Annotated in this window: 13 protein-coding genes; 9 read left to right on the forward strand and 4 right to left on the reverse strand. The window is 66.1% G+C overall.

What is annotated here, in order from left to right; genetic code table 11:
- Nucleotides 1-40 precede the first annotated feature (40 nt).
- Nucleotides 41-592 carry an SMI1/KNR4 family protein gene (locus tag CYFUS_RS32105; protein WP_095988684.1) on the reverse strand — a complete coding sequence of 184 codons (552 nt, stop codon included), beginning with the start codon at nucleotides 590-592 and terminating at the stop codon, nucleotides 41-43.
- Nucleotides 593-1,174: 582 nt separating this feature from the next.
- Here CYFUS_RS32105 and CYFUS_RS32110 point away from each other — a divergent pair.
- The 4 genes from CYFUS_RS32110 (at nucleotide 1,175) to CYFUS_RS32125 (ending at nucleotide 9,364) form a co-directional block, all read left to right on the forward strand.
- On the forward strand, nucleotides 1,175-3,367 hold the full coding sequence (locus CYFUS_RS32110; protein WP_095992360.1) for a response regulator: 2,193 nt from the start codon (nucleotides 1,175-1,177) through the stop codon (nucleotides 3,365-3,367).
- Between the two features lie 87 nt (nucleotides 3,368-3,454).
- Complete coding sequence (locus CYFUS_RS32115; protein WP_095988685.1) at nucleotides 3,455-5,038, forward strand: ABC transporter substrate-binding protein; 1,584 nt, start codon at nucleotides 3,455-3,457, stop codon at nucleotides 5,036-5,038.
- A 14-nt stretch (nucleotides 5,039-5,052) separates the two neighbouring features.
- Nucleotides 5,053-6,735, forward strand: a complete 1,683-nt coding sequence (locus CYFUS_RS32120) for an ABC transporter substrate-binding protein (protein ID WP_232536935.1) — start codon at nucleotides 5,053-5,055, stop codon at nucleotides 6,733-6,735.
- Between the two features lie 4 nt (nucleotides 6,736-6,739).
- Nucleotides 6,740-9,364 (forward strand): ATP-binding protein, encoded by a 2,625-nt coding sequence (locus CYFUS_RS32125; protein ID WP_095988686.1) that lies wholly within the window; start codon nucleotides 6,740-6,742, stop codon nucleotides 9,362-9,364.
- 37 nt (nucleotides 9,365-9,401) lie between these two features.
- Here the strand turns inward: CYFUS_RS32125 and CYFUS_RS32130 are convergent, their stop codons facing one another.
- A complete protein-coding gene (locus tag CYFUS_RS32130; RefSeq protein ID WP_095988687.1) occupies nucleotides 9,402-10,418 on the reverse strand; it encodes an ADYC domain-containing protein in 1,017 nt (338 codons plus the stop codon).
- Nucleotides 10,419-10,718: 300 nt separating this feature from the next.
- Nucleotides 10,719-14,732 (reverse strand): bifunctional serine/threonine-protein kinase/formylglycine-generating enzyme family protein, encoded by a 4,014-nt coding sequence (locus CYFUS_RS32135; protein ID WP_232536936.1) that lies wholly within the window; start codon nucleotides 14,730-14,732, stop codon nucleotides 10,719-10,721.
- 116 nt (nucleotides 14,733-14,848) lie between these two features.
- On the opposite strand from CYFUS_RS32135, the gene CYFUS_RS32140 reads away from it, so the two are divergent.
- Nucleotides 14,849-15,712: a sigma-70 family RNA polymerase sigma factor gene (locus CYFUS_RS32140; RefSeq protein WP_095988689.1), complete on the forward strand. Its 864-nt coding sequence runs from the start codon at nucleotides 14,849-14,851 to the stop codon at nucleotides 15,710-15,712.
- 81 nt (nucleotides 15,713-15,793) lie between these two features.
- On the opposite strand, the gene CYFUS_RS32145 is transcribed toward CYFUS_RS32140, so the two are convergent.
- Entirely contained in the window at nucleotides 15,794-16,435 is a 642-nt protein-coding gene (locus tag CYFUS_RS32145) for a hypothetical protein (protein ID WP_095988690.1), read from the reverse strand.
- Between the two features lie 346 nt (nucleotides 16,436-16,781).
- Between CYFUS_RS32145 and CYFUS_RS32150 the strand changes: the two genes are divergently transcribed.
- The 4 genes from CYFUS_RS32150 (at nucleotide 16,782) to CYFUS_RS32165 (ending at nucleotide 24,018) form a co-directional block, all read left to right on the forward strand.
- Entirely contained in the window at nucleotides 16,782-17,510 is a 729-nt protein-coding gene (locus tag CYFUS_RS32150; RefSeq protein WP_095988691.1) for a WD40/YVTN/BNR-like repeat-containing protein, read from the forward strand.
- A 142-nt stretch (nucleotides 17,511-17,652) separates the two neighbouring features.
- Nucleotides 17,653-20,754: an MGH1-like glycoside hydrolase domain-containing protein gene (locus CYFUS_RS32155; RefSeq protein ID WP_095988692.1), complete on the forward strand. Its 3,102-nt coding sequence runs from the start codon at nucleotides 17,653-17,655 to the stop codon at nucleotides 20,752-20,754.
- Nucleotides 20,755-21,041: 287 nt separating this feature from the next.
- Nucleotides 21,042-22,658, forward strand: coding sequence for an AMP-binding protein (locus CYFUS_RS32160; RefSeq protein ID WP_232536937.1), 1,617 nt, complete (start codon nucleotides 21,042-21,044; stop codon nucleotides 22,656-22,658).
- Nucleotides 22,659-22,770: 112 nt separating this feature from the next.
- Complete coding sequence (locus CYFUS_RS32165) at nucleotides 22,771-24,018, forward strand: NRAMP family divalent metal transporter (protein WP_198316206.1); 1,248 nt, start codon at nucleotides 22,771-22,773, stop codon at nucleotides 24,016-24,018.
- Nucleotides 24,019-24,033: the final 15 nt, after the last annotated feature.

Genomic DNA, 24,033 nt, shown 5'->3' on the forward strand with positions numbered 1-24,033 from the left:
GCTCCGCCTCACCACCCGGCCCGGCGCACAGCCCGCGTGCCTATGCCTCGCCGTAGGTCTCGATGAACTCGTCGATGACGTTGACGATGTGGGTGGAGAAGTCCCGAAAGTGCTTCGCCTTCTTGCCGCCGAGGAGCTGGGGCAGCGCGAACGTCTCGTCGTGGTAGTAGGGCACGACCCCCAGCTCCCCCTCCGGGCTCCGGTCGCGCGGATTGAAGCACCAGAAGTTCTCCACCGAGTCGGAGTCGATGCGCTGGAAGAACAGGGCCTCCTTGATGGCCTCCTCCACGTCGGGGTCATCTCCGTCCGCGGCGTCGGAAGGATCTGGCGCCGCCGCATGCAGATAGTCCGGGCGCTCCATTCCGATGAGCTCCTCGCCGCCATACCTCACCGTGAAGGTGCCGTAGGTACGGAGGAAATGCACATAGCTGGGCGGGAGCTTCAGCTCGTATTTCGACTCCAGCGCCAACACCTCCGTGGCGGTGAGGGGCTTGGAGAACTCCAACGACATGTCTTCCTTCTCGCTCGCGAAGGCCTCGAGCCGCTTCACGGCCCCGGCCACCTCGTTCTCGCTCACCTTCGTCGACGACATGCGAACTCCAATGGCTCAGCCAACACCTGAGGGGGCGACAAGATACTCCGGCATCCAGGAAAAGAGGAAGCCGATTGAAGGCGCACCCCACGGCGTGCCAAGGATGGAAGACCGACTTGAGCCGCCTGTCGAGAGGGGTGGGGCCAGACTCCCCAGCAGGCGTCATGCCGGGGCAACCCATCAGACGAGCCCCTGGAACATCGGGCGCTCCCTATCATGGGCGAGGTGAATCTCCACGCTGGCCCCGCTCGCGAGGGAACACCCCCAGGGAACTGGAAGGACCAGAAGGCGCTGGGAGGAATGGTCCTTGGGGACGCGCATGTTGCGCCTGTGAGGATCAGTTGGCCGCAGCGCACGCCAGGCTCCTCCACCAGGAGAAAGGAATGACGCTCCAGTTGCAGGATCGACCCGTGCCGACCTTCCGGCCCATTCCGTGGAAGCCTGTTTCCGACCCGAGACATGAACCCGGGCTCTCCCCTGTCGCTCGTGGATCCGGTCAAACAGCACATGGCCGGGGAGGCGGGCATCCGAGCGTACCGAGACCACGAAGCCCGCCTTCGCGGCGCATGGGGGGCGAGGAAGATGAGCGGCACCACCACGCCTGACGGCTGTCCCTCCACCATCCTGATCGTGGATGACACGCCTGCCAACCTGGGCGTGGCGGTGGAGCATCTGGAGCTCATGGGCTATCGGGTGTTGGTCGCCCAGGATGGTGAAGAGGCATTGGAGCGGGCCGAGCACATGAGGCCCGACATCATCCTGCTGGATGTGGTGATGCCAGGGCTGGACGGCTTCGAGACCTGCCGGCGCCTGAAGGTGGCTGAAAGTACCCGCGAGATCCCGGTCATCTTCATGACCTGCCTTTCGGATACGACCGACAAGCTCGCGGGGTTCGAGGCGGGGGGGGTCGATTTCGTCACCAAGCCGTTCCAGATCGAGGAACTGATCGCCCGAACCCGGGTGCACCTGGCCCTGAGTGAGGCGCAGAAACAGCTCGAAGCCAAGAACGCGCAACTGGAGCGGGAGATCGCGTCGCGCCGCGAGAAAGAGGCGGCACTGCGGCGCATCCAGGATGAGCTGGAGCAACGGGTGCAGGTGCGCACGACCGATCTGGCCTGCGCGAACACCACCTTGAAGGCGGAGATCGCCGATCGCCAGCGGGTGGAAGAGGCTTTGCGTGAGAGCCAGTGCCTGCTTCAAGCCATCATCGACAACTCGACAGCGGTGATCTCCGTCAAGGACGTCGAGGGCCGCTACTTGTTGACCAACCGCCGCTTCCTGACGCTCTTTCACCTCACCCGGGAGTCGGTCCTCGGCAAGACCGACTACGATTTGTTCCCCAAGGCGAACGCCGACGCATTTCGCGCTCTCGACCAGCGGGTGGCGGCAACCCGGACGGCACTGGAAGCAGAGGAACTCATGCCACAGGACGACGGGCTCCACACCTACATCTCGATCAAATGCCCACTCCAGGATGGGTCGGGGTGGCCCTATGCGATCTGTGGGATCTCGACGGACATCACCGAGCGCAAGCGGATAGAGGAAGAGCGGGAGGTGCTCCTGGCCAGTGAGCGGGCGGCACGGGGGGAGATCGAACGCGCCAGCCGGCTGAAGGACGAGTTCCTGACGACGCTGAGCCACGAGCTGCGGACGCCCCTGACCTCGATCCTCGGGTGGGCGCAGTTGCTCCTCTCCCGCCACCCCCTGACCCAGGACCTGCGTCGCGGGCTCGAGACGATCGCGCGAAACGCGCGGGCGCAGGCCCAGCTCATCGACGACCTCCTGGACATGTCACGCATCGTCTCCGGCCGGATGCGTCTGGACGTGCGGGTGGTCGATCCGGCGGCGGTGCTCGAAGCGGTGGTGGAGTCGCTGAAACCGGCGGCGGAGGCGAAGGCCATCCAGTTGGAACAGGCGCTCGACCCACTGGTCGGGCAGCTCATGGTGGATCCAAATCGTCTGCAGCAGATCGTCTGGAATCTGGTGAACAACGCAATCAAGTTCACGCCGCAGGGCGGGCGGGTGAAGGTGGCGCTGAGTCAACAGGGCCCGCACGTGCAGCTCACAGTGAGCGACACGGGGATTGGCATCGAACCCGAATTCCTGCCGCACGTGTTCGAGCCGTTCCGGCAAGCGGACGCGTCGAGCACGCGACAGCACGGTGGGCTGGGGATGGGTCTGGCGATCGTGCTGAGCCTGGTGGAGCTGCACGGGGGCACGGTGGAAGTGGCCAGCGCGGGGAAGGGCCTGGGTGCGAGCTTCACGGTGAAGTTGCCCAGGGAGGCCATCCATATCGGGGCCAGGGCTGGAAGAGCAACCATGGCTCCCCGGCGTCAAGCCTCCTCGAACCTCAGCAACAGGCTCGTGGATCTGGAAGGGGTGCGGGTACTGGTGGTGGACGACGAGCCCGACACGCGCCAGTTGATTGAGTCGCTTCTGGCGGAGCACCATGCGGAGGTGCGGACGGTGTGTTCGGCGGCGGAGGCACTCGTGGAGTTCGCCCGCTTCCATCCGATGGTGCTGGTGAGCGACATCGGCATGCCGGAGGAGGACGGGTACTCGTTGATCCAGAAAGTACGGCGGTTACCGCAGGAGCAAGGGGGGGCCGTGCCGGCACTGGCGCTGACGGCGTTCGCTCGCCCCGAGGATCGGACACGAGCGCTCCTGGCGGGATACCAGATGCACCTGGCCAAGCCGGTGGAGCCCCTGGAGCTGATGACCTATGTGGCGAGTCTGGTCGGCCGTACCTATCGCGAAGCGATGCCGAGTGCATGAACAGGGAGAAGGGGTAGACCGGCGAGCGGATTCTCGGACCGCGTGCGCTCAGCCTCCCGCTCGCCCATCCTCGGGAGGAGACGTGATATGAGCCGCAAGATGATGTGGCTGGGAGGACTGCTCCCATTGCTCGTGTTGCCCGCGTGGGGCGCGAACCAGGAACAATCGCAGCCGACCGCTCCCGCGGACGCATCCGTGGTCAAGATGGGCGATATCGTTCCACCCCGGGTGGCGCAACCGTGCAAGCCCGGCAATTGCCCATTCGCTGGCCAGAGCGTGACGGTGCTGGTGGTCAACAGCCGCCTGCTCGGGAGGCCGGTACTGGAATTGAAGGATGAATTCGAAGCGGCCACCGGTGCCAGGCTCAACATCGTCTACCTGCCGCACGAGGAACTGTTCGCCAATTTGATTTCCGATATGACCAATCGCACCGGCAAATACGACGCGGCAATCGCCGGTGCCTGGTGGCTGGGCGAGCTGGTGGCACAAGACTACATCATCACCTACGACAAGTATTACAACGACGCGCGCTTTCCGAAATGGGACATCGACGAGGTGCTGCCGGGCCCGCGCAGCCTGCTCTCCTACGGTGGCAAGAAATACATGGTCGCCAACGACCACGACGGGCAGGTCATGTACTACCGCCGCGACCTGCTCGAGGACCCACGGCACCAGGCCGCCTTCATGCAGAAGTTCGGCTATGCGCTGGCCGTACCGAAGACCTGGGAACAGTTCCGGGATGTGGCTGAATACTTCAATGGCCGCGATCTCAACGGCGACGGTGTGCCTGACAACGGCCTGGGGATAGCACTGAAGCCCGGTGCGCAGGGCATGTTCAACTTCATGTCGTTGTCGGCGCCGTTCGTGATCGGACCAGACAATCCCAGGCTGTACTGGTTCGATCCGAAGACCATGAAGCCGCTGATCGATGGCCCCGGCCATGTGCGGGCGCTCGAGGTATTGGTCGATCTGGTCCGGTTCGGGCCCAGGGAGATGTTGACCTGGGATTTGGGAAAGAGCTGGGACTACTTCCTGGCGGGGCGCTCCGCGCTCACCTTCACCTGGGGCGATCTGAGCGCGCTGGCGCAGCAGGAAGGGAGCAAGGTGAAGGGCAAGGTCGGCTCCGCCCCCATTCCGGGCACCCACGGCTACTACAGCATCGCGCAACACAAGTGGGTCAAGACCGGACAGCCGAACCTGGTGGGCAATACCACCGGTGGCTCGTGGGCCGGCGTGATTTCGAAGTACTCGAAGGCGCCGGAGGCGGCCTACTACCTGCTGGCGCTGATGGCGAGCAAGGAGAAGTCCCAGGTGTATGCGGCGCGCGGCTGGGATGGCATCGACCCGGGCCGCCGCTTCCACTTCCTGCCACCCAACGGCAGCGGGCGGCTGGACACGTACCTGAAGGCGGGCTGGGATGAGGCGGACATCCGCGACTACCTGCGAGCCTATTCCGACAATTTCGGCAACCGGCTGCAGTTGCCCTATCTGCGCGTTCCCGGTGCCTATAGCTATTGGCAGGCACTCGACGTTCACCTGGCAGAAGCCGAGAGCGGCCAGTTGAGCCCGGAAGCGGCCTTGAAGGCAGCCGCCGTCGACTTCGAGGAAATCACCCTCCGACTTGGACGCGAGCGGCAGCGGCGCGCCTACCGGACATCGATGGGGCTTTAGTGAGAAATATGTTCATGAAACCATCGAATGCAGACGAGTCCGGTATCCGAGCGTCGAGCCCTCCCGCGGACAGGGGGGCGAAGAGCTGGTGGCTCGGCATCCTGCTGGCGCTCCTCGTTGCTCCGGCATCGCTGGCCGGCGGGCCGCCAAAATCCAAGGAAGCGCAACCGGCTCCCGCGCGCATCCTGCCTGGGAGCTTGAATCCCGAGGGCGCCGGGGTCACGGTGGTCAAGACAGGCGACCTCATCCCTCCTCGGGTGGCACCCGCGTGCAACCCCGGCAGTTGCCCGTTCGCCGGCCAGCACGTGACAGTGAGCGTGACCAACGGTTCGATCTCCTGGGCCGTTCCGGAGTTGAAGGACGAGTTCGAGGCCGCCACGGGCGCCACCCTCACGATTGTCCTGGTTCCGTTCGGCGAGCATTTCGATAGCTTCTATTCCGACGTGCTCAATGGAGTTGGCAAGTACGACGTGACAATCGCCGGTGCCTGGTGGCTGGGCGAGCTGGTGGCACAAGACTACATCATCACCTACGACAAGTATTACAACGACGCGCGCTTTCCGAAGTGGGACATCGACGAAGTGCTGCCGGGCCCGCGCAGCCTGCTCTCCTACGGTGGCAAGAAATACATGGTCGCCAACGACCACGACGGGCAGGTCATGTACTACCGCCGCGACCTGCTCGAGGACCCACGACACCAGGCCGCCTTCATGCAGAAGTTCGGCTATGCGCTGGCCGTACCGAAGACCTGGGAACAGTTCCGGGATGTGGCTGAATACTTCAATGGCCGCGATCTCAACGGCGACGGTGTGCCTGACAACGGCCTGGGGATAGCGCTGAAGCCCGGTGCGCAGAGCATGTTCAACTACATATCGTTGTCGGCGCCGTTCGTGATCGGACCGGACAATCCCAGGCTGTACTGGTTCGATCCAAAGACCATGAAGCCGCTGATCGATGGCCCCGGCCATGTGCGGGCGCTCGAGGTATTGGTCGATCTGGTCCGGTTCGGGCCCAGGGAGATGTTGTCCTGGGATATGGGAAAGAGCTGGGACTACTTCCTGGCGGGGCGCTCCGCGCTCACCTTCACCTGGGGCGACCTGGGCGCGCTGGCGCAGCAGGAAGGGAGCAAGGTGAAGGGCAAGGTCGGCTCCGCCCCCATTCCGGGCACCCACGGCTACTACAGCATCGCGCAACACAAGTGGGTCAAGACCGGACAGCCGAACCTGGTGGGCAATACCACCGGTGGCTCGTGGGCCGGCGTGATTTCGAAGTACTCGAAGGCGCCGGAGGCGGCCTACTACCTGCTGGCGCTGATGGCGAGCAAGGAGAAGTCCCAGGTGTATGCGGCGCGCGGCTGGGATGGCATCGACCCGGGCCGCCGCTTCCACTTCCTGCCACCCAACGGCAGCGGGCGGCTGGACACGTACCTGAAGGCGGGCTGGGATGAGGCGGACATCCGCGACTACCTGCGAGCCTATTCCGACAATTTCGGCAACCGGCTGCAGTTGCCCTATCTGCGCGTTCCCGGTGCCTATAGCTATTGGCAGGCACTCGACGTTCACCTGGCAGAAGCCGAGAGCGGCCAGTTGAGCCCGGAAGCGGCCTTGAAGGCAGCCGCCGTCGACTTCGAGGAAATCACCCTCCGGCTTGGACGCGAGCGGCAGCGGCGCGCCTACCGGGCATCGATGGGGTTCTGACCGCTTGAAGCCCCTGGGCATCGGACGCAAGCTCACGCTCGGATTCGGCACGCTGGCCGCGGTCACGCTGCTGGTCGTGGCGCTGGGCTTCGTTGCAGGGCGCAACGCCACCAAAGACATCAACCGCACCGAGGGCGTGCGCGGACCAGCGACGCTGGCATCCGCGCAGGCTCAGGCCAGCCTGTTGCGGATGCAACTGCACGTGCGCGGCTACCTGGTGTTGTCCGATCCGCTGGACATCGAGCAATACCACATGGCGAGAAAGTCCTTCGAGGACAGTCTGGCTTCGCTGCAGGCGATGTCCGTCAACTGGCCCGACGAAGAAGCCAGGTGGGTGGCCGAACTGACCGAGACCTATGCGCGCTGGGCCAAGCTGCCACAGCACTTGTTCGAGCTGCATGACAACCCGCTCCAGAACCGGCCCGCGCTACGGCTCGCCCGGGTCGACATTCAAGCGCTGAGGATCCAGATCCTGGAGAAGATCGATACGATGATCGACCTTCAGAAGACACGTGGTACCTCGCCTCAGAACCGCGAGCTACTGGCCAACATGCTGAGCTTCCAGACCTCGTTCGATGCGATGGCGACCAACCTGATGGCCTACGGCGCCTCGGGGGAGCTCAATTTCAAGCTGGCCTACGGGCCACAGCTCGCGACCAACGCGACGATCTGGAACGAGCTGTCCGGCAAGCGCCACCTGCTGTCCGCTGAGCAGCGGGCCATGCTCGATGGCATCGCGCGGGATCGGGCCGGATTCGCGGAGCTGGCGCTGGAGATCGTCAGCATCCTCGGCGGCGAACACGCGTACGAGGACCTGTACTTGTACCGCACCCAGGTCACACCGCAGGCGAATACCCTGCTCGGCCTGCTGGGAAAGGTGACCGAACGGCAACAGGCCCAGTTGCAGACCGATCTGGCGCGGGCGCGCAGCAGCCTCTCCAAGGCGCGCCTGCAATCCGTGGCGGGCGGACTGGTGGCCGTCATCTTCAGCTTCGCCATGGCATTCCTGTTCCAGCGCAACATCGTCGGTCCGGTGCACCGTCTGACCGGCGTGGCGGAACAGGTGGCGGCCGGCAACCTGTCCGCGCGCGCCGCGGTCGAATCGAGCGACGAGATCGGCGTGCTCGCCCTCAGCATCAACATCATGACGCAGCGTCTGGCCGAGACCATCGGCCACCTGGAAACGGTATTCGCCGAGGCACGGCGAGCGAAGGACGCGGCCGAAACGGCCAACCTCGCCAAGAGCACGTTCCTGGCCCACATGAGCCACGAATTGCGTACCCCGCTGAACGGCATTTTGGGCTACGCGCAGATACTGCGCCGGGACAAGAAGCTGGGTGAACGGGAAATCGCGGGTGTGAACGTGATTCAACAAAGCGGCGAGCATCTGCTGACGCTGATCAACGACATCCTGGATTTCGCCAAGATTGAAGCGGGCAAGTTGGAGCTCTACGTCACGGACCTCCAACTCGCCCGCCTCCTGCGCACCATCACCGAGATGATCAGCCTCAGGGCGGCGCAGAAGGGATTGGACTTCAGCTGCGACACGACACCGGACCTGCCCGCCTGGGTGCGAGCCGACGAGAAGCGCTTGCGCCAGGTGCTGCTCAACCTGTTATCCAATGCGGTCAAATTCACCGATAGCGGCCAGGTACGGCTGAGAGTGCGCTTCACGCCTCCCGACCGGCTACGCTTCGAGGTGCAGGATACCGGCATCGGCATCAGCGAGGACCAACTGGGCATCCTGTTCCAGCCGTTCGAGCAGGTGGGCGAGGCGCGGCGCCGGCAGGGGGGAACCGGCCTGGGGTTGGCCATCAGCCGGCAGTTCGTGCGATTGATGGGCGCGGATATCCAGGTCGAGAGCCGGGTCGGCCAGGGCAGCACCTTCTGGTTCGAGCTGGAGTTGCCGGTGGTGAAGGTCGAGACGGTGGCGCCACCGCCGGACGGCGTCGTGACGGGCTACCAGGGGCCGCGCAAGAAGGTCCTGGTGGTGGACGATGTGGCCGAGAACCGGGCGATGGTGGTCGAGCTGCTCGGCCGGCTCGGCTTCGAGATGACCGAGGCGGAGAACGGCCTCGAGGGAGTGGACAAGGCTCGAATCCTCCAGCCGGACCTGATCCTGATGGACACCATGATGCCAGTGATGGACGGCCTGGAGGCCACGCACCGGATTCGCCAGTTGCCGCATGGACGGGAAGTGCCGATTCTCGCCGTCTCCGCCAGCGCCACACAGGAGGATCAGGACAGGAGTCTGGCGGCCGGCGCCAACGCATTCATCGCCAAGCCCATCGATCACGGAGTGCTGTTGAAGGAAATGAGCGCCTGCGTGGGATTGCGCTGGACCTACGAGCCCCCTCGGGAACAACCCGCCTCGAGGGAAGACAACGCCCAACAGCTGACTCCCCCACCCCAGGAGCAGCTGGCGGTGCTTCACCAACTCGCGCTGGCCGGCAGCATGCGGGACATCCTCCACTGGGCGACGCAACTCACGGACCTCGGCGAACAGTATGGTCCGTTCGCCACCAAGGTCATCCAACTGGCACGAGGGTATCAGTCCAGAGCCATCGTCGGGCTCGTGGAGAGTCACCTGGCGGACGGCCGTCGCCAGCCTGGCGTGAAGCGGGTGTAGGGCTGGAAGCTGCCAGAGGGCGCGCATCGCCTCCCGCCTACCGTGCGACACCTTGGTGCATGACCTGCTCGTCCCTGCCATACGAGCGGTTGCGCAGCAGCACCGCCTTGGCGCCTCCCTTGCGCACCACCGTGCACTGGTCCCCCTCGCCGAGATCCTTCTGGGCCATCTCGAAGCGGCCCGGACACTGCGCCATCAGCGTCTCCACTTCCTGCCCGTCTCGCGTGCGCGACAGGCACGTGGCTCCCTCGGCGCTCCACGCCGCCTCGAAGGATGCCCGCTTCACATCCCAGGCCTCCGAGGACTCCGTGGTCCGCGTGAGCACACTCAGCCCATCGTACACATCGATGAGGTTGTCCTCTCGCGTGTGGCTGCGCCCGTCGCCACAGTAGTCCGCCCGTGCCATGCGCGTGCACGCCTGGTGCAACTCCGCCAGCGAGCCTCCCCCCTTCTTCGCCCACGGCCTGTAGCCCCAGTTCACGCACTTGGCGATGGCGCCGTTCTCACACGCGAAGGTGAACTTCCCCCCCTTGTCGCTGCGCGCGCCGCTCTCGTCCCACACGCCGGGCACCGCCAGCGCCCGCGGAGAGGGCACGCGGCCCGTCGCGACGCACGGGTCCTCCCAGGACGCGCTCACCCCGTTCCACACCTGAATCCGGTACCACACCAGGGAGGAGTCCTTGGCCAACACCTCGGCACCACATACCGCCACCTCCACGGGCGTGCCGTCACTGGCCGCTCCCTGGAGCACCGCGCCCACCAACTCCTGGGACGCGGAAGGGGCCACCAGTCGCCCGCCCTTCAGGCGCAGGCCCGACAATGTCTTGTCTCCGAGTCGCGCACGGCCCATTTCCACCGAGGCCAGCACACTGCTCATCTCCCGCTCGGCCACCTGGCGTCCAGTGCCCCACAGGGACGTCCCCTGCGGCCAGATGGAGCGCTCGATCGTCTGGTCCTGGCAGGGCGGCGGCCGAGCCTCTTTCGACGCCGGAGGGGCGGCCAGGGCCGGTGCGCTGACCACGAGGCAGGCAACAACGAGGAGATGGCTCTTCATCACGATCCTCTCTTCTGGAAGACGCTTCGTCGCGGCTTCGCAGGAGAGAGTCCAGGTGCAGGCAGGTTATGCATGCACTCTTCCCATCGCATGAAGAATCCAACCCAGGCGGATCCTTCTTGCGTCAATCGAACCACGGTGAGCGCACTCCAGCCTGGCGATAACGCCGAGGCGCACCAGACTGGAGATGGTGCGACACATCCGACAAGACGTGCCCACGTCGGTCCCCCCCGACCGACCCGGTGCCCGCGTTGGATTCAAGCACCCCGCTCAGTCAAAGAGAGTCCGGCCGCGGGAAGGCTATTCAGCACTTTCTTTTTTTTCGCGTCGGCCGCGGATTTCAGCGGTGGTGCTCACGGCGGGGGGCCAGTCGGCACAGAGGCGCACACCCACCGTGGAGTCAGAGGCCGCGGAGGTGAACGCTTGACGATTGCTGACGAACGTCCCGATGCGCTCGTAATACCAGGCACCACCCAGGATGACGAAGCCCCCGAGGTCCGGTACGGCCGCCTGGGTGATTTCGAAGGCATTGCCCGCCATGTCCTGGAGCCCGAAGGGACTGACCGACTCGGGATGGGTCCCCACCTCATCGGGTCCGAAATCATTGGGCTGCCGGTCATAGGTGATGTCGATATTGGCATCGTCCTTCTGGAGCCGGTTGCCGTGGGGATGCCGCCGGTCATCCGCGCCGCGGGCTGCGCGGAGCCACTCGGTCTCGTTGCACAGGCGCGCTCCCGGAAGTTTTCCGGTGCGATCGAGCCAGGTGAGGAAGCCCTTGAGAGTCTTGACGGAGACCCCGGTCAGGGGAAAGCGGCGCCAGTCCTGTTCCTGGCGAAGGCGCCGGCCGGGATAGCGAAGAGGCTCGCCGGAGCGCGCTGTGAGGACGGTGCCATTGGGTTGGATGAGAGAGTAGCGCCATCTTTTGTCGGGCAGACGCAGCAGCGTGAGCGCACCGGTCGTGCCGAGGCGCGGGGTTTCCAGGAGGCGCCGCTCCTCCTCCGTCGCGTCCCCGGACTCGAGGTACGTCATCCAGTCGCGCAGAGTCACCTCGGTCCTGCCAATGAGGTAGCCTCTGTCGTAGTACACCGAGTGCAGGGGGGAGCTGTGCATGAAATCCCGCACGTCCTCCGGATCCCCGCTGCCCAGGAGAAAGCGTCCGGGGGGAATGTAGATGTAGCCCTCGGGCACGGTGGAGGGCAGTTTGAGGTCGATTGACTCCGACTGTCCGCGCTCGAGCAAGAGGGGCAGGTCGACCGGCTCCGAGCCCTCGCGCTGGAAGCGGAGGCGATAGCTGCCCGCCGGGAGATGCACGTCAGCCACCGGAGTCTTCCCGAGTGGTCCGAGGCCTGGCACGGACTTGAGCCGTCGCCCCCCAGACTCATCGTCCACATATCGTTTGATCTCGACGCTCACGTCCGGCGGCGTGGTCTTGATGTCGAGTACGGCCGGAGTCTCGAGTCGCTTCAGCCATTCCGGGTTGTGAGCCGCCTGGCGCCTGAAGTCTCGCAGGAGCCGGTCGCGCTCCTTCCGGTCATAGAACGTCTCGGCGAGCAGGATGCGCTTGTAGGTGAGTTCGATGCGGAGCTCTCGCGCCTGGGCGTTCTGGGCAACACGCTCGAGGATGTCGTCGAGGGCGCTCGCCGCTTCGGCATGGGCGGCGTCTGCCCGGTCGAGCTCCTTGAGGGTCTGGGCCCACGTGGCTTCCGCCCGTGGCCAGAAATTCTGGGGGGCCCGCTCCTCGCGGGAATCCTCGGGGTCCCGTCCTTCGAACAGTTGGAGTGCGTCCTCTCGGCTTTTCTTGACGCGCTGGCTCAAGTCATTCCCCGTGGCGAGCGCGGCCTGGGCGGTGGCCATCCGCTCGCCAACGAAGCGCTGGGTGCCCAGGTACTCGCGCAGGAGCAGCCCACCGGAGAGGAGCCCCCCTCCGAGCACCACGAGACCGACGGCGAGTCCGATGCGCAGGCGACGGCGACGCACCGCGTGATGGGAAGCCCGGAGGAAGTCCCGTTCGCGCGTGCCCAGGAGAGAGCCCTCGAGTGTCCGCGCCTCGTCGAGCTGACGCTTGCGCCAGAGGAGATCCTCGGCGTTTCCCAGGCGCACCCACTCGGCTCCCGCCGCCTCCAGGCGCTGCCGGAGCGCGCGCTGCCCCGCGTCCTCGTCCAACCAGTGACGCAGCGTCGTCCAGCTCGCGATGAGCGCCTCATGGGCGATCTCGTAGCTGGCCCGCTTCTCCACGGTGCGCGCATGCACCAGGCGCCCTTCGGCGAGGACTCGCAGGGCGGTGCGGGCATCCGGGGAGGAGGAGAGTTCCTCCTCGCTCCGCGCGCCCCGGGTACCCTCGGCGGTGATGAGGCGGCCGAGCAGCCGGCGCGCGGCGAGCTGCTCGGCCGCGCTGAGCCGCGAGAGCAAGGCATCCGCGTGTCTCGACAACGCGCCGGCCACGCCGCCCATGGCCTCCAGCGCCTCCTGGGTGATGCGGCCCTGGATGGGGTCTCGGCGCTCCCACAGCTCGGCCAGCGCGAACTGGAGGAGCGGCAGGCTGCCCGCGCCGCGCGTCGCGGCCTCGACGAGCGTCTGGAGGAGGGCCTCGGACTCGAAGCTCACACCGCGGCTTCGCGCGGGACCAACGATGGCCTCGCGCACCCCCTTGGGACTGAGCGGTTGGAGCAGGTAGAGCGACCGCTCGACCGCGCCGTCCAGGCCAGGCAGGGCTCCCACTCGGGTGAGGAAGTCGCCCCGCACGGTGAGGAGCACGCGCACGCCGGACACGGAAACGTTGAGCGCGCCCAGCTCGCCCAGGAGTCGGGCGAAGTGCTCCGCCTGGACGGGCTCGCCGAGGGTGATGAGCTCCTCGAGCTGATCGACGAAGAGGAGCAGGCCCCGCCGCTCCAGGTACGCCGCCCGGAGCGCGGGCCCCAGCCGTCCGGGCTCTCCGGTCAGCCAGTCACTCAGTTCGGCTTCCGTCTTCTTGAGGATGGGCGCGAGCGCGGCGGCGAGGGCCGTGAGTGGATGGCGGCCGGGCTCCAGCGTGAGGCAGGTGAAGTCGCGGTACTCATCGAGCGCGCCCTGGGAGATGCGGGGAAGGATTCCGGCGCGGCACAGCGAGGACTTGCCGACTCCCGAGTCTCCGGCGACGAGGACGAGGGTGCCGCGACGCAGGCGCTCCACCACCTGGCGGATGTCCTCGTCGCGCCCGAAGAAGAGCGCGCGGTGCTCGGCCTCGAAGGGGGCCAGGCCCCGGTAGGGATTGCCCTCGGAGAGGACCTCCGGCACCTGGAGCTTCTCGAGCGCGGCACACAAGGCCCTGGACGAGGCATAGCGCTTCTCGGGATCGGGGTGGAGACAGCGCTCGATGAGCGCGGCGAAGTCGGGATCGATACCGGGGACGAGTTCGGTGAGTGGCGGGAGGACATCCGTCCTGGTGGGCGGCGGGGGCGACGCGCCTGGAGAAGGGAGTGGATCGCCGGAGCGTGGCGGCAGCGTGCCGGTGCACAGCTCGTAGAGGACCAGACCGAGCGCGTAGAGGTCGCTGCGAGGAGCGGCTGACGTGCCGCGAAAAAGCTCGGGCGCCATGTACCGGGGCGTGCCCGCGATCTGGCGCGCACCACTCGCTTCGGGAGTCGCCTCGGTCCCTGCGAACTGGGCCAGGCCGAAGTCCAGCAGCTTCACCTCGCCTCCCTGGGTGAGCAGGACGTTGGAGGGCTTGATATCGCGGTGGAGCACCTGCTGCTCATGGGCCTCCGCGAGCCCGCGAGCCAGCCCGATGCCCAGCCCCAGGACGCGCCTCCAGGGCAGAGGCAGGGAGAGCTGGGACAGCGTCTGTCCCTCGATGTATTCGGAGACGATGAAGGGATGGCCACCGACCTCGCCGGTGCGGAAGACGGTGACGACGTTGGGGTGCTGGAGCTTCGCGATGGCACGCGCCTCGTTCTGGAAGCGCTCGAGCACTCGGATCCCTGGCTGGTGCGCGGCGATGAACTTCACCGCGACCTGCCGGCCCAACCGGGTGTCCTCCGCGAGGTAGACGATGCCCATGGCGCCCTTGCCGAGCGGGCGCACCAGACGGAACTCATCGAACGCGGCGGGTGGTCTCCAACCGGGCACGGGGAGCGAGGTCCGCGAGAAGCTCTCCGTGCTCGCGGGAGGCGACAGGCCGGGGTCTCCTCTGGAGGAGCCATTGTGGACGACCGCGGCGACGAGTGCATGGCACGGGGCGCACTCATCGATGTGCCGATGTACGCGTGACCGCTCTTCCACCGTCAGCTGGTCGTCGAGCAACCTGGCGAGGAGTTCATCGGTCAGACATTTAGACATGGGATTCTTCCGGAAGCACGGTACCCTGGACATCTTAGGGAGGTAGGCTGGCGAAGATGAAGAGGCAACTGGACTCGGACGTGTCTTTCCTTGAATCCGCAACGAGGCGCATCGACATGTCGGATGATCCTTTCTTTCCCGAGAACCTCCTTCGTGGTGCCTACGAGTTGGGGCGGAGCCGCTGGCCACGACTGGACCTGTCCTATCAGGTCTTCGCGGCCTATCTATTACAGCGACTGAATCCAGCCGATCCAGAGATTCCGCTCGCGCAGGTGCTCGACAAACTCCATATCGCCGACCTCTACCTCGCGTGCGCCTGCGTGTACAACGTGCCCGAGGCCATTCCAACACTGGAGCAGCACTGCTTGACGCGGCTGCGAGACTCACTCCATCCGCCTTCGTCGTCGCTGGACGATGTCTTGCAGATGGTCCGTGTGCATCTGCTGCTCGGCACGAGCACGACCGAGCCGAAACTTCCCACCTACCGAGGAAAGTCCAAGCTGTCGAGCTGGATTCGCGTCATCGCCGTGCGCATGCTCCTGCATCAGAATCAGAAGGCACCCGTCGACGAAGGGCCCGAGGAGAACGTGCTCAAGGCGCTCGCGGCCCTGCCCACGCCCGGGCCCGACGCGGAACTGGGCCTCATCAAGAGCAGATTCAAGCGCGATTTCAACCAGGCCTTGCGAGAGTCCTTCGCCGCGTTGTCATACGAGCAGCGGAACCTGCTCCGGTTCTACTATATCGATGAGCTGACGACGACCGAGCTGGGCAAACTGCTCGGAGTGGCACAGCCGACGGCGTCGCGCAGGCTCTCGGATGCACGGGCCGCCGTCTACGAAGAGACACGGAGGCGCCTCCAGGAGCGCCTCCGTCTGTCTTCGCAAGAGTTCGAGAGCATGCTGAACGTCGTCAGGAGCCAGCTCGACCTGAGCCTCAGCCAGCTCTTGAAGGAGGAAGAGGAGGACCCGGAGAAGGATTGAGCCATCACCCTGAAACGCAGCAGCCACATCCTCCAAAACCAATGAGCACGGTGAGTGGCTGTCCGTGTCTCCGCGAAGCCCTCACCATGAAGGGAGGATGCGGATGTCCTCCGGGAATACGGGGTCCACTTCGTACTCGCCGAGGAACTCTCCGCTGAAGCCCTGGATGACGACGCGCTGCCCCTCCTCGAGCTCGCTCACGTCGATGCCCGTGCCGGCATTGACGAACACGAAGGTGGGACCGGTGCCGTCATCCACCGCGAACTTGTATCCGAAGGGAAGGTCATCCTCGATGTCGCTGACGATGGTGCCCATGATGCGGACGAGGCGGCCCTCGGTCTCCTCACTCACGTCGCCGGTCGTCACGGGATGGGGTCGGGGCGCGTGCGCATCCCCCAGCACCTCGATGGACGTCGGTGCCACGCTGAGCACCTGCCCGAAGGAGTTGGTCAGCGTACCCGTCACACGGACCACCTGGCCGACCTCGATGTTCGCCTCGAGCGAGTCGAGGATGTAGATGCCGACCTTCTTCTCCTGGAGGGCGAAGCCATTGTCATTGGGAAAGAAGGCTCCCGTGAATGACGTCGCCACCCCCACCACCGTCACGGTGGTGCCCAGGGGTTGCTGGCGAGCGGCGGCGATGGAGCCGTCCGGGGGCTTCGCCACGACCGGGCCAGGAGCGGCAATGGCCACCACCGCGAGCAGCACAGCCAGTCCGGCCATCCACTGCATCCTCATTGCAACCATGACGTGCTCCTGTTTCTGCGTCCCGGAGGAAGCGTTGAGCGCCAGCGTTACATGGCGCGTCTGAGCTTCTAGTCGGAAATCCACGGGGTGACAGTCGTACCCGGGTCGCACGACGCATGCCCATCCCACCCTGGTATATGAAGTGTGAGGAAATCGACTCCGGCGAGGGCAAGCAGTTTCAGGACCGGAGCGCTCGAGCACTGTGTACGAAATGGATCATGACATCGCCATCACCCACGCACGACCCTCCTGTCTCGGTGGACGCATCAGAGTTAGAGCCGAGGCCTTTCTACGTGGATCCGCAGTAGGCGCCGGGCCCCCGATGCGCACCTTCTTTCTCTGCGCGCTGCTCGCCGCGGCGCCCTCGCCGCCCGTGAGCTTGAAAGCAGGCGCGGCCGAGTCCGGTGAGGAAGTCTCCCTGACCATCAACGGTGTCGGGGTGCCCGCGCGCGTCGAAGCGGGCATCTACCTCTTCGGCAAGCTCAGCGTGCCCTCACATCCGCTCCGAGCGCTCCTGCTTCGCAGTACCGATGGCGGAGCCCACTGGACCGAGGTGCTCCCAGCCGAGGAGCACAGCGAGGTGCTCTTCGTGCGCTTCGTGGGCTGCCAGGGTCGCGCCCTCGTGGGTTGGAGCACGGAAGGTCCCGGGCAGCTCACGCTGTTCGCGACCTCTGACTGTGGGGCGACGTGGAAGCGTCGAGGCCGACTCCCCAAGGCCGTCTGGTCCGAGTGGCCGGAGCAGATGGACTGGAAGGACGGTCAGCGGGGGACGGTGTGGTTGACGGACGCGAACGAGGAGAACGCCCCCGCTCGCGCGATCGCCACGAGCGATGGAGGCCGGACCTGGAGCAACCTCGAGCAACCGCCCCGGGTTCCTCCCCCGGAGCCACCCTTGGAGGCACGGGGCCCCACGGGAGTTCTCTGGAAGGTGACACCGGAGGAGCGGACGATCCGCGTGGAGCGCCAGGAGAACGGCGCCCCCCCGGAGGTCCGCGTCCTGCTGCCCGTGTCCTGGCGGCGCGAGGGGAAGAAGCTCGTCCCCGCCGGCTGACAGAAGCGTCCGCTCACCATGAGTCGTCGGGCACGGTCCAGCCACGGCGTGGGGCAGCAGCCAATCCTTGTAAAACTTGACTTCACCGAAATAACTGGAGAAGCATCCGAGCCCCACGTCCTACCCCACGAAGGAGTGCCCGATGCCCTCCCCCCGGTCGCGCCCCCGTCGTCCCTCCCGGCGAGGCGTCCGCGTCGCCACCACCCTCCTCATCGCCGCGACCGCCGGAGTGACGGCGGGCACCGCCTGGGCGATCAACGCGCCCACCGTCTACGCTCGCAACCCGACGGCCGGCACGTCCTTCCTCAACCACACCGCGCTGCTCGGCGGCATCAACGACAAGCCGTGGTTCGAGGCGAACATTCCCTTCCTCGAGGTGCCGGACGCGCAGATCCAGGCCGTCTATTACTACCGCTGGCAGACCTACAAGGAGCACCTGGTCTACACCGGGGCGGAGTATGGCTACCTGTCCAACGAGTTCCTCACCCCGGTGTTCTACGGAGCGCCTTACGGCGGCATCGTCGCGGCGGCCGGCCACCACATCAACGAGGGCCGCTGGCTGCGTGATCAGCAGTACGTGAAGGACGTCATCAACTACTGGCTCGCGGGGCCCGGACAGTTCCCCAAGCCCATGATCGAGTCGGTGAACCCCAACACGTCCGACTGGGCCCACGAGTACAGCTTCTGGGCCGCCAGCTCCGTGTGGCAGCACTACCTGGTCACCGGGGACAAGGCGTTCGCCATCGGCCAGCTACCCAACCTCATCAAGCAGTACCGGGGCTGGGACAACCAATTCAACTCCGCGCTCGGCCTTTATTGGCAGGTGCCCGTCTGGGACGCCACCGAGCTGACCCCCGCGTCCTACGAGTCCCCGGACCCGTACCACGGCGGACCGGGCTACCGGCCCACCATCAATGCCTACCAGTATGGGGATGCCCGCGCCATCGCCCAGCTCGCCACCCTGGCGGGCGACTCCACCACCGCCACGGAATACAACAACCGGGCGAGCGCGCTGAAGACCGCGACCCGGGCCCGGTTGTGGGACCCGAACCGCTCCTTCTTCTTCCACATGCATCGCGACAACAACCCGGGCAACACCCTGCTCGGCACTCGCGAGGAGCACGGCTTCGTGCCCTGGATGTTCCACCTGCCGCAGGCCTCGGACTCCGCCGCGTTCGCGCAGCTGCTGGATCCCCAGGGGTTCGCCTCGCCCTACGGGCCCACCACGGTCGAGCGGCGCAGCAAGTGGTTCAACCACGAGGCCTCCAAGGGCTGCTGCCGCTGGATCGGACCGTCCTGGCCCTACGAGACCTCGCAGACCCTCACGGGCCTGGCCAACCTGCTCATCGACTACCCCGCGCAGACGACCATCACCCCGGCCCACTACGTGAGCCTGCTGCGCGGCTACGCGTTGACGCAGTACAAGAATGGCGTCCCCTACGTCGCCGAGGCCCATGACGCCGATACCGACAAGTGGATCTACGACGGGGGCGGCCACAGCGAGGACTACAACCACTCCACCTACAACGACAACGTCATCTCCGGACTCATCGGCGTGCGCGGCCAGGCCGACAACACGCTGACGATCCGGCCGCTCGCCCCGGCGTCGTGGGACTACTTCGCGCTGGAGAACCTCCCGTACCACGGCCACAACGTCACCGTGCTGTGGGACCGGCTCGGCACCCGGTACGACCAGGGCGTGGGTCTGCACCTCTACGTCGACGGGGTGAAGGTCGCCAGCCAGACGGGCCTGGGTGCCGTCACGATCAACGTGGGCGCCCCGCTCATGCAGTCCAACGGCGGGGGCAAGGTCAACTTCGCCGCCAATGGCCAGCGCATCGCGAACAAGGCACAACCCTTCGCGTCGTACACGTTCGGCGGCGCCGGGGACAACGCCTGGAACGCGATCGACGGCCTCATCTTCCGCAATGGCATTCCCCAGAACACCCGCTGGACCACGTACGCGACCACCCAGGCGAGTGACTTCTTCGGCGTGAAGTTCCAGCACCCCGTCACGACCTCGGACGTGCGGCTGTATTTCTATGACGACGGCGGGGGCGTGCGCACGCCCAGGAGCTATGACCTGCAGTACTGGACGGGCAGTGCCTGGGCGAGCGTGCCCAACCAGACGCGGACGCCCGCGGAGCCCACGGCCACCACGGTCAACCAGATCACCTTCCCCCCCCTGACCACGACCCAGTTGCGCGTGGTCGCGCCCAACGCCGGTGGTGGCACTGGCTGGGGTCTCAGCGAGTTCGAGGCCTGGTCGGCCCCGGTCTTCCTCCTGCAGAACGTCAACAGCGACAAGCTGCTGGCCGTGTCCTCCGCCTCGCAGGACCCGAGCGCCAACGTGCAGCAGTACGCCGACAACGGGACGCTGGACCACCAGTGGGAGCTGGTGGACGCGGGCGGCGGCTGGTTCAAGGTCGTCAACCTCAACAGCGGCCTCGTGCTGGCCGTGCGCAACGCCTCCAAGGCCCTGAGCGCGCAGATCCAGCAGTCTCCGGACAGCGGCACGAGCGAGCAGCACTGGCGGTTCGTCGACGCGGGCAGCGGCCAGTTCAAGATCGTCAACCGCAACAGCGGGCTCGTCCTCGGCGTCGACGGCATGTCCAAGTCGGACAGCGCCAACGTGGTGCAGTTCAGCGACAACGGGACGCAGGATCACCTCTGGCGGATGGAGCCGGCCTGGCAGCCCCAGCTCTTCACCGACGACTTCGAGGGCAATACGGCCAGCCAGTGGTCGCCGCAGCAGGGCACCTGGTCGCTCTGCCGCCCCGTGTCCTACGAGTACTGCGCGACCGGGACGGGAGAGAACCTCGCGCTGGCTGGCAACGCCGGCTGGCGGGCGTACACGATGGACGCCTCGGTGCTCGCCAACGGCGCACCGCTCAACGCCGGCATCGCACTGGTGGCCCGCGCCCAGGACGCGAGCCACTACTACCAGGCGGAGTTCAAGCGCACGAGTGCCGGCTACGAGTGGACGGTGTCGAAGAACGACGGGGGCACGTGGACGGTCCTGGCCAGCGGCCCCTACACCTGGCCATCTGGCGCGGGCAAGTACATGAACATCCGCTTCTCGGTGCAGGGCGACACGCTGACCCTGGGGGTCTGGCAGCCCGGCGGCACGTGGCAGACGCTGGGCACGGGCCGCGATGCGCAGTACACCTCCGGCCGCATGGGCCTGCGCACCTGGGGTGGGCTCACGGGCAGCTTCGACATCGTGCACGTCCACGCCGGGTAGCGCCGTGGGCTTGAGAGCCAGCCTGATACCTGGGCTCGACACCTATGGCGCGGGGCCCATGGTCGGTGGGCGCATCGCGCTGCCAGCCGGCCTCGTGGGCGTGATGTCAGAAGCTGGCACCGTGCAACGGGCCTGCGTCCGGTCCCTGACGCGGGGCGACGTGCTGTTGGTGCTCGAGGCGATGAAGATGGAATCGTCGCGTCACGGCGGTGAACGTCACGATCGGGGCGCGGGTGTCGGCACGCCACGTCGTCGCGGTCGTCTCACCCGAAGGAAATGGGGGCAGCATGAGTGAAGCATTGATGTCAGCGACCCAGGAAGCGCAGTACAAGCGCATCAGCCAGATCTCGCTGGGAGGCATCATCCACCGGTCGGCGCTGCGCTGGCCGGAGAAGACGGCGCTCGTCGAGGGGAAGCTCGAGCTCTCCTATGCGGAGCTCGACCGGCGTTCGAACGCGTTCGCGCACTACCTGCTCGCGCAGGGCCTTCCCCGGGGCGCACGCATCGCCATGCTCTGCGGCAACTCGGCGCAGATGATCACCGCGTTCATCGGCATCTACAAGGCGGGCCTCGTCTGGGTGCCGATCAACACCGGCCTCGCCGTGGATGCCATCCGCTACATCCTCGAGCATTCCGAGGCGACGCACATCGTCATCGACACCGAGTTCCTCGTGGAGCCGGAGCCGCGGGCGATGCTCGACGCGCTCGGCACCCACATCATCGTCTGCGTCCCCGAGGGGCAGGCCTCGCCGGGCGGTAACACGGCCGCCTTCCTCGACACGCTGAAGGGCCAGCACCTCACCCCGCCGGAGGTGGACATCGAGAGCGGCCAGCTCTCCCAGATCATGTACACGAGTGGCACCACCGGCCAACAGAAGGGGGTCATGCACTCGCACGAGTCGGTGCACGCGGCGCTCAGTGGAAACCTGTTCGAGCTCGGGCTGCGGCCGAGCGACTCCACCCTCTGCGTGCTTCCGATGTTCCACTGCGCGCAGCACGCCGTCTCGATGTCGTTCCTGCTCGCCGGCGGGACTGTCGTCGTGAGGCGCGCCTTCGAGCCGGGTGCGATGCTCGCGACCATCGAGCAGCGCGGCATCACGATCCTGCTGGGCCTGCCGATCATGTACGGCGCGATGCTCGCCCACCCGACGCGTCTGGCGACGAAGCTGTCCAGCCTGCGCCTGTGCCTCTACGTCATGGCGCCGATGGCGCGCACGCTGCTCTTGGAGCTCATCGAGAAGTTCTGCCCGGGAGGCTTCGCGCTCGCGTCGGGGCAGACGGAGATGTACCCGGCGACGACCATCTTCAAGCCGGAGCAGCAGCTCAAGCGGTTCGGTTCGTACTGGGGTGAAACGGTCGTGACGAACGAGACGGCCATCATGAACGACGAAGGCCGACTGCTCGGGCGCGGCGAGGTGGGAGAAATCGTCCATCGCGGGCCGAACGTGATGCTCGGCTACTACAAGGACCCGGAGGCGACCGCGCGGGCGTTCGCGTTCGGCTGGCACCACACCGGTGACCTCGGCGTATTCGACTCCGACGGCCAGCTCCTGTTCGTGGACCGCAAGAAGGACATGATCAAGACCGGTGGCGAGAACGTCCCGTCCATCAAGGTGGAGGAGGTCCTCCTGCGTCACCCCGCGGTCCTGCAGGTCGCGGTCGTGGGCCTACCGCACCCACGCTGGTCCGAGGCGGTCACCGGCTTCGTCGTGCTCAAGCCCGGCGCCTCCGCGACCGTGGCCGACATCATCGACCACTGCCGCCAGAACCTCGGTGGGTTCGAGGTGCCCAAGTCCATCGTCCTGCTCCCGACGATGCCGCAGACGACCACCGGCAAGGCACAGAAGTTCGTACTGCGGCAACAGTACAAGCGGCACTACGGAGACGTGAACGGGGCCACATAGCGCCACGGGGCCCCCTTCCCTCCCCCTCTCTACTGGCCTCCCACTCGCCCCATGGGGGCATGCGTTTTGCCCAGTCATGGTCATCTTCCATCGCTATCAACGGAGAGGTCCCATGAGACAGACGCGCACCCTTGCCACCCCCGAGCAGGGCTTCGCCAGGTCCCGGCGGTCCTCGCTGCTGGCGGCCATTTTCTTGATGGCGACCTCCGCCATCGGGCCCGGATTCATCACGCAGACCGCCACGTTCACCGCCACGACGGGAGCCGCCTTTGCGTTCGGCATCCTCGCATCGGTCCTGATCGACTTCGTCGTGCAGGTGAACATCTGGCGCATGATCACGGTGACCCGCATGCGGGCGTCCGACCTGGCCAACGCCGCCATCCCTGGCAGCGGGCATGTGCTGGCAGTGCTGGTGATCTTTGGGGGCCTCGTGTTCAACGTGGGAAACATCGCGGGCTCGGGGCTCGGGCTGAACGCCATGCTGGGTCTCGATGTGAAGTGGGGCGGCCTGCTGAGCGCGCTGCTGGCCATTGGCATCTTTTCGTCCAAGCGCGCTGGCGTGGCGGTGGACCGCCTGATCATCGTGCTGGGTGTCGTGATGGTCGTGCTGACGGCATTTGTGGCTTTCGTGTCGAATCCGCCGCTGGGCGAGGCGCTGAGACAGACCGTGTGGCCCGACACCATCAACTTCGCGACCATCACCACCATCGTGGGCGGCACGGTGGGCGGCTACATCACCTATTCCGGGGCGCATCGCCTGCTTGACAAGGGCACGGTGGGTATCGAGAACCTGGAGGCGGTGACACAAGGCGCGCTGAAGGGGATCGCGGTCACCGGACTGATGCGCTACGTGCTGTTCCTGGCCGTGCTGGGCGTGGTCGCCAGCGGCGTCGCCATCGATGTGTCCGGCAAGAATGCCAATCCGGCGGCCCAGGCGTTTCAGGCAGCAGGCGGCCAGATCGGCCTGCGCGTGTTCGGCCTCATCCTCTGGGCCGCCGCCATCACGAGCGTGATCGGCGCCGCCTACACGTCGATGTCGTTCATCAACACGTTCAAGAAGGATGTGACCGAGACCGGCCGCAACCGCGCGACCGTGGTCTTCATCCTGATCTCGCTCGCGGTGTTCATGGCACTGGGCATGGCGCCCGCAGCGCTGCTCGTCTTTGCTGGCGGCTTCAACGGCCTCGTCCTGCCGCTGGGCCTCTCTATCTTCATGTCCGTGGGCTGGAAACGCGCCGATCTGATGGGCGGCTACCGCTACCCTCGCTGGCTGCTGGTGCTGGGCACCCTGACGTGCGCGCTGACCTGGTGGATGGGGTACAAATCTATCGGACCCATTTTTGCTTTCCTGTCGATGTAAAACAGGCTTTTGAAG

Origin of the sequence: Cystobacter fuscus, from assembly GCF_002305875.1 — a bacterium.
Lineage (GTDB): Bacteria > Myxococcota > Myxococcia > Myxococcales > Myxococcaceae > Cystobacter > Cystobacter fuscus_A.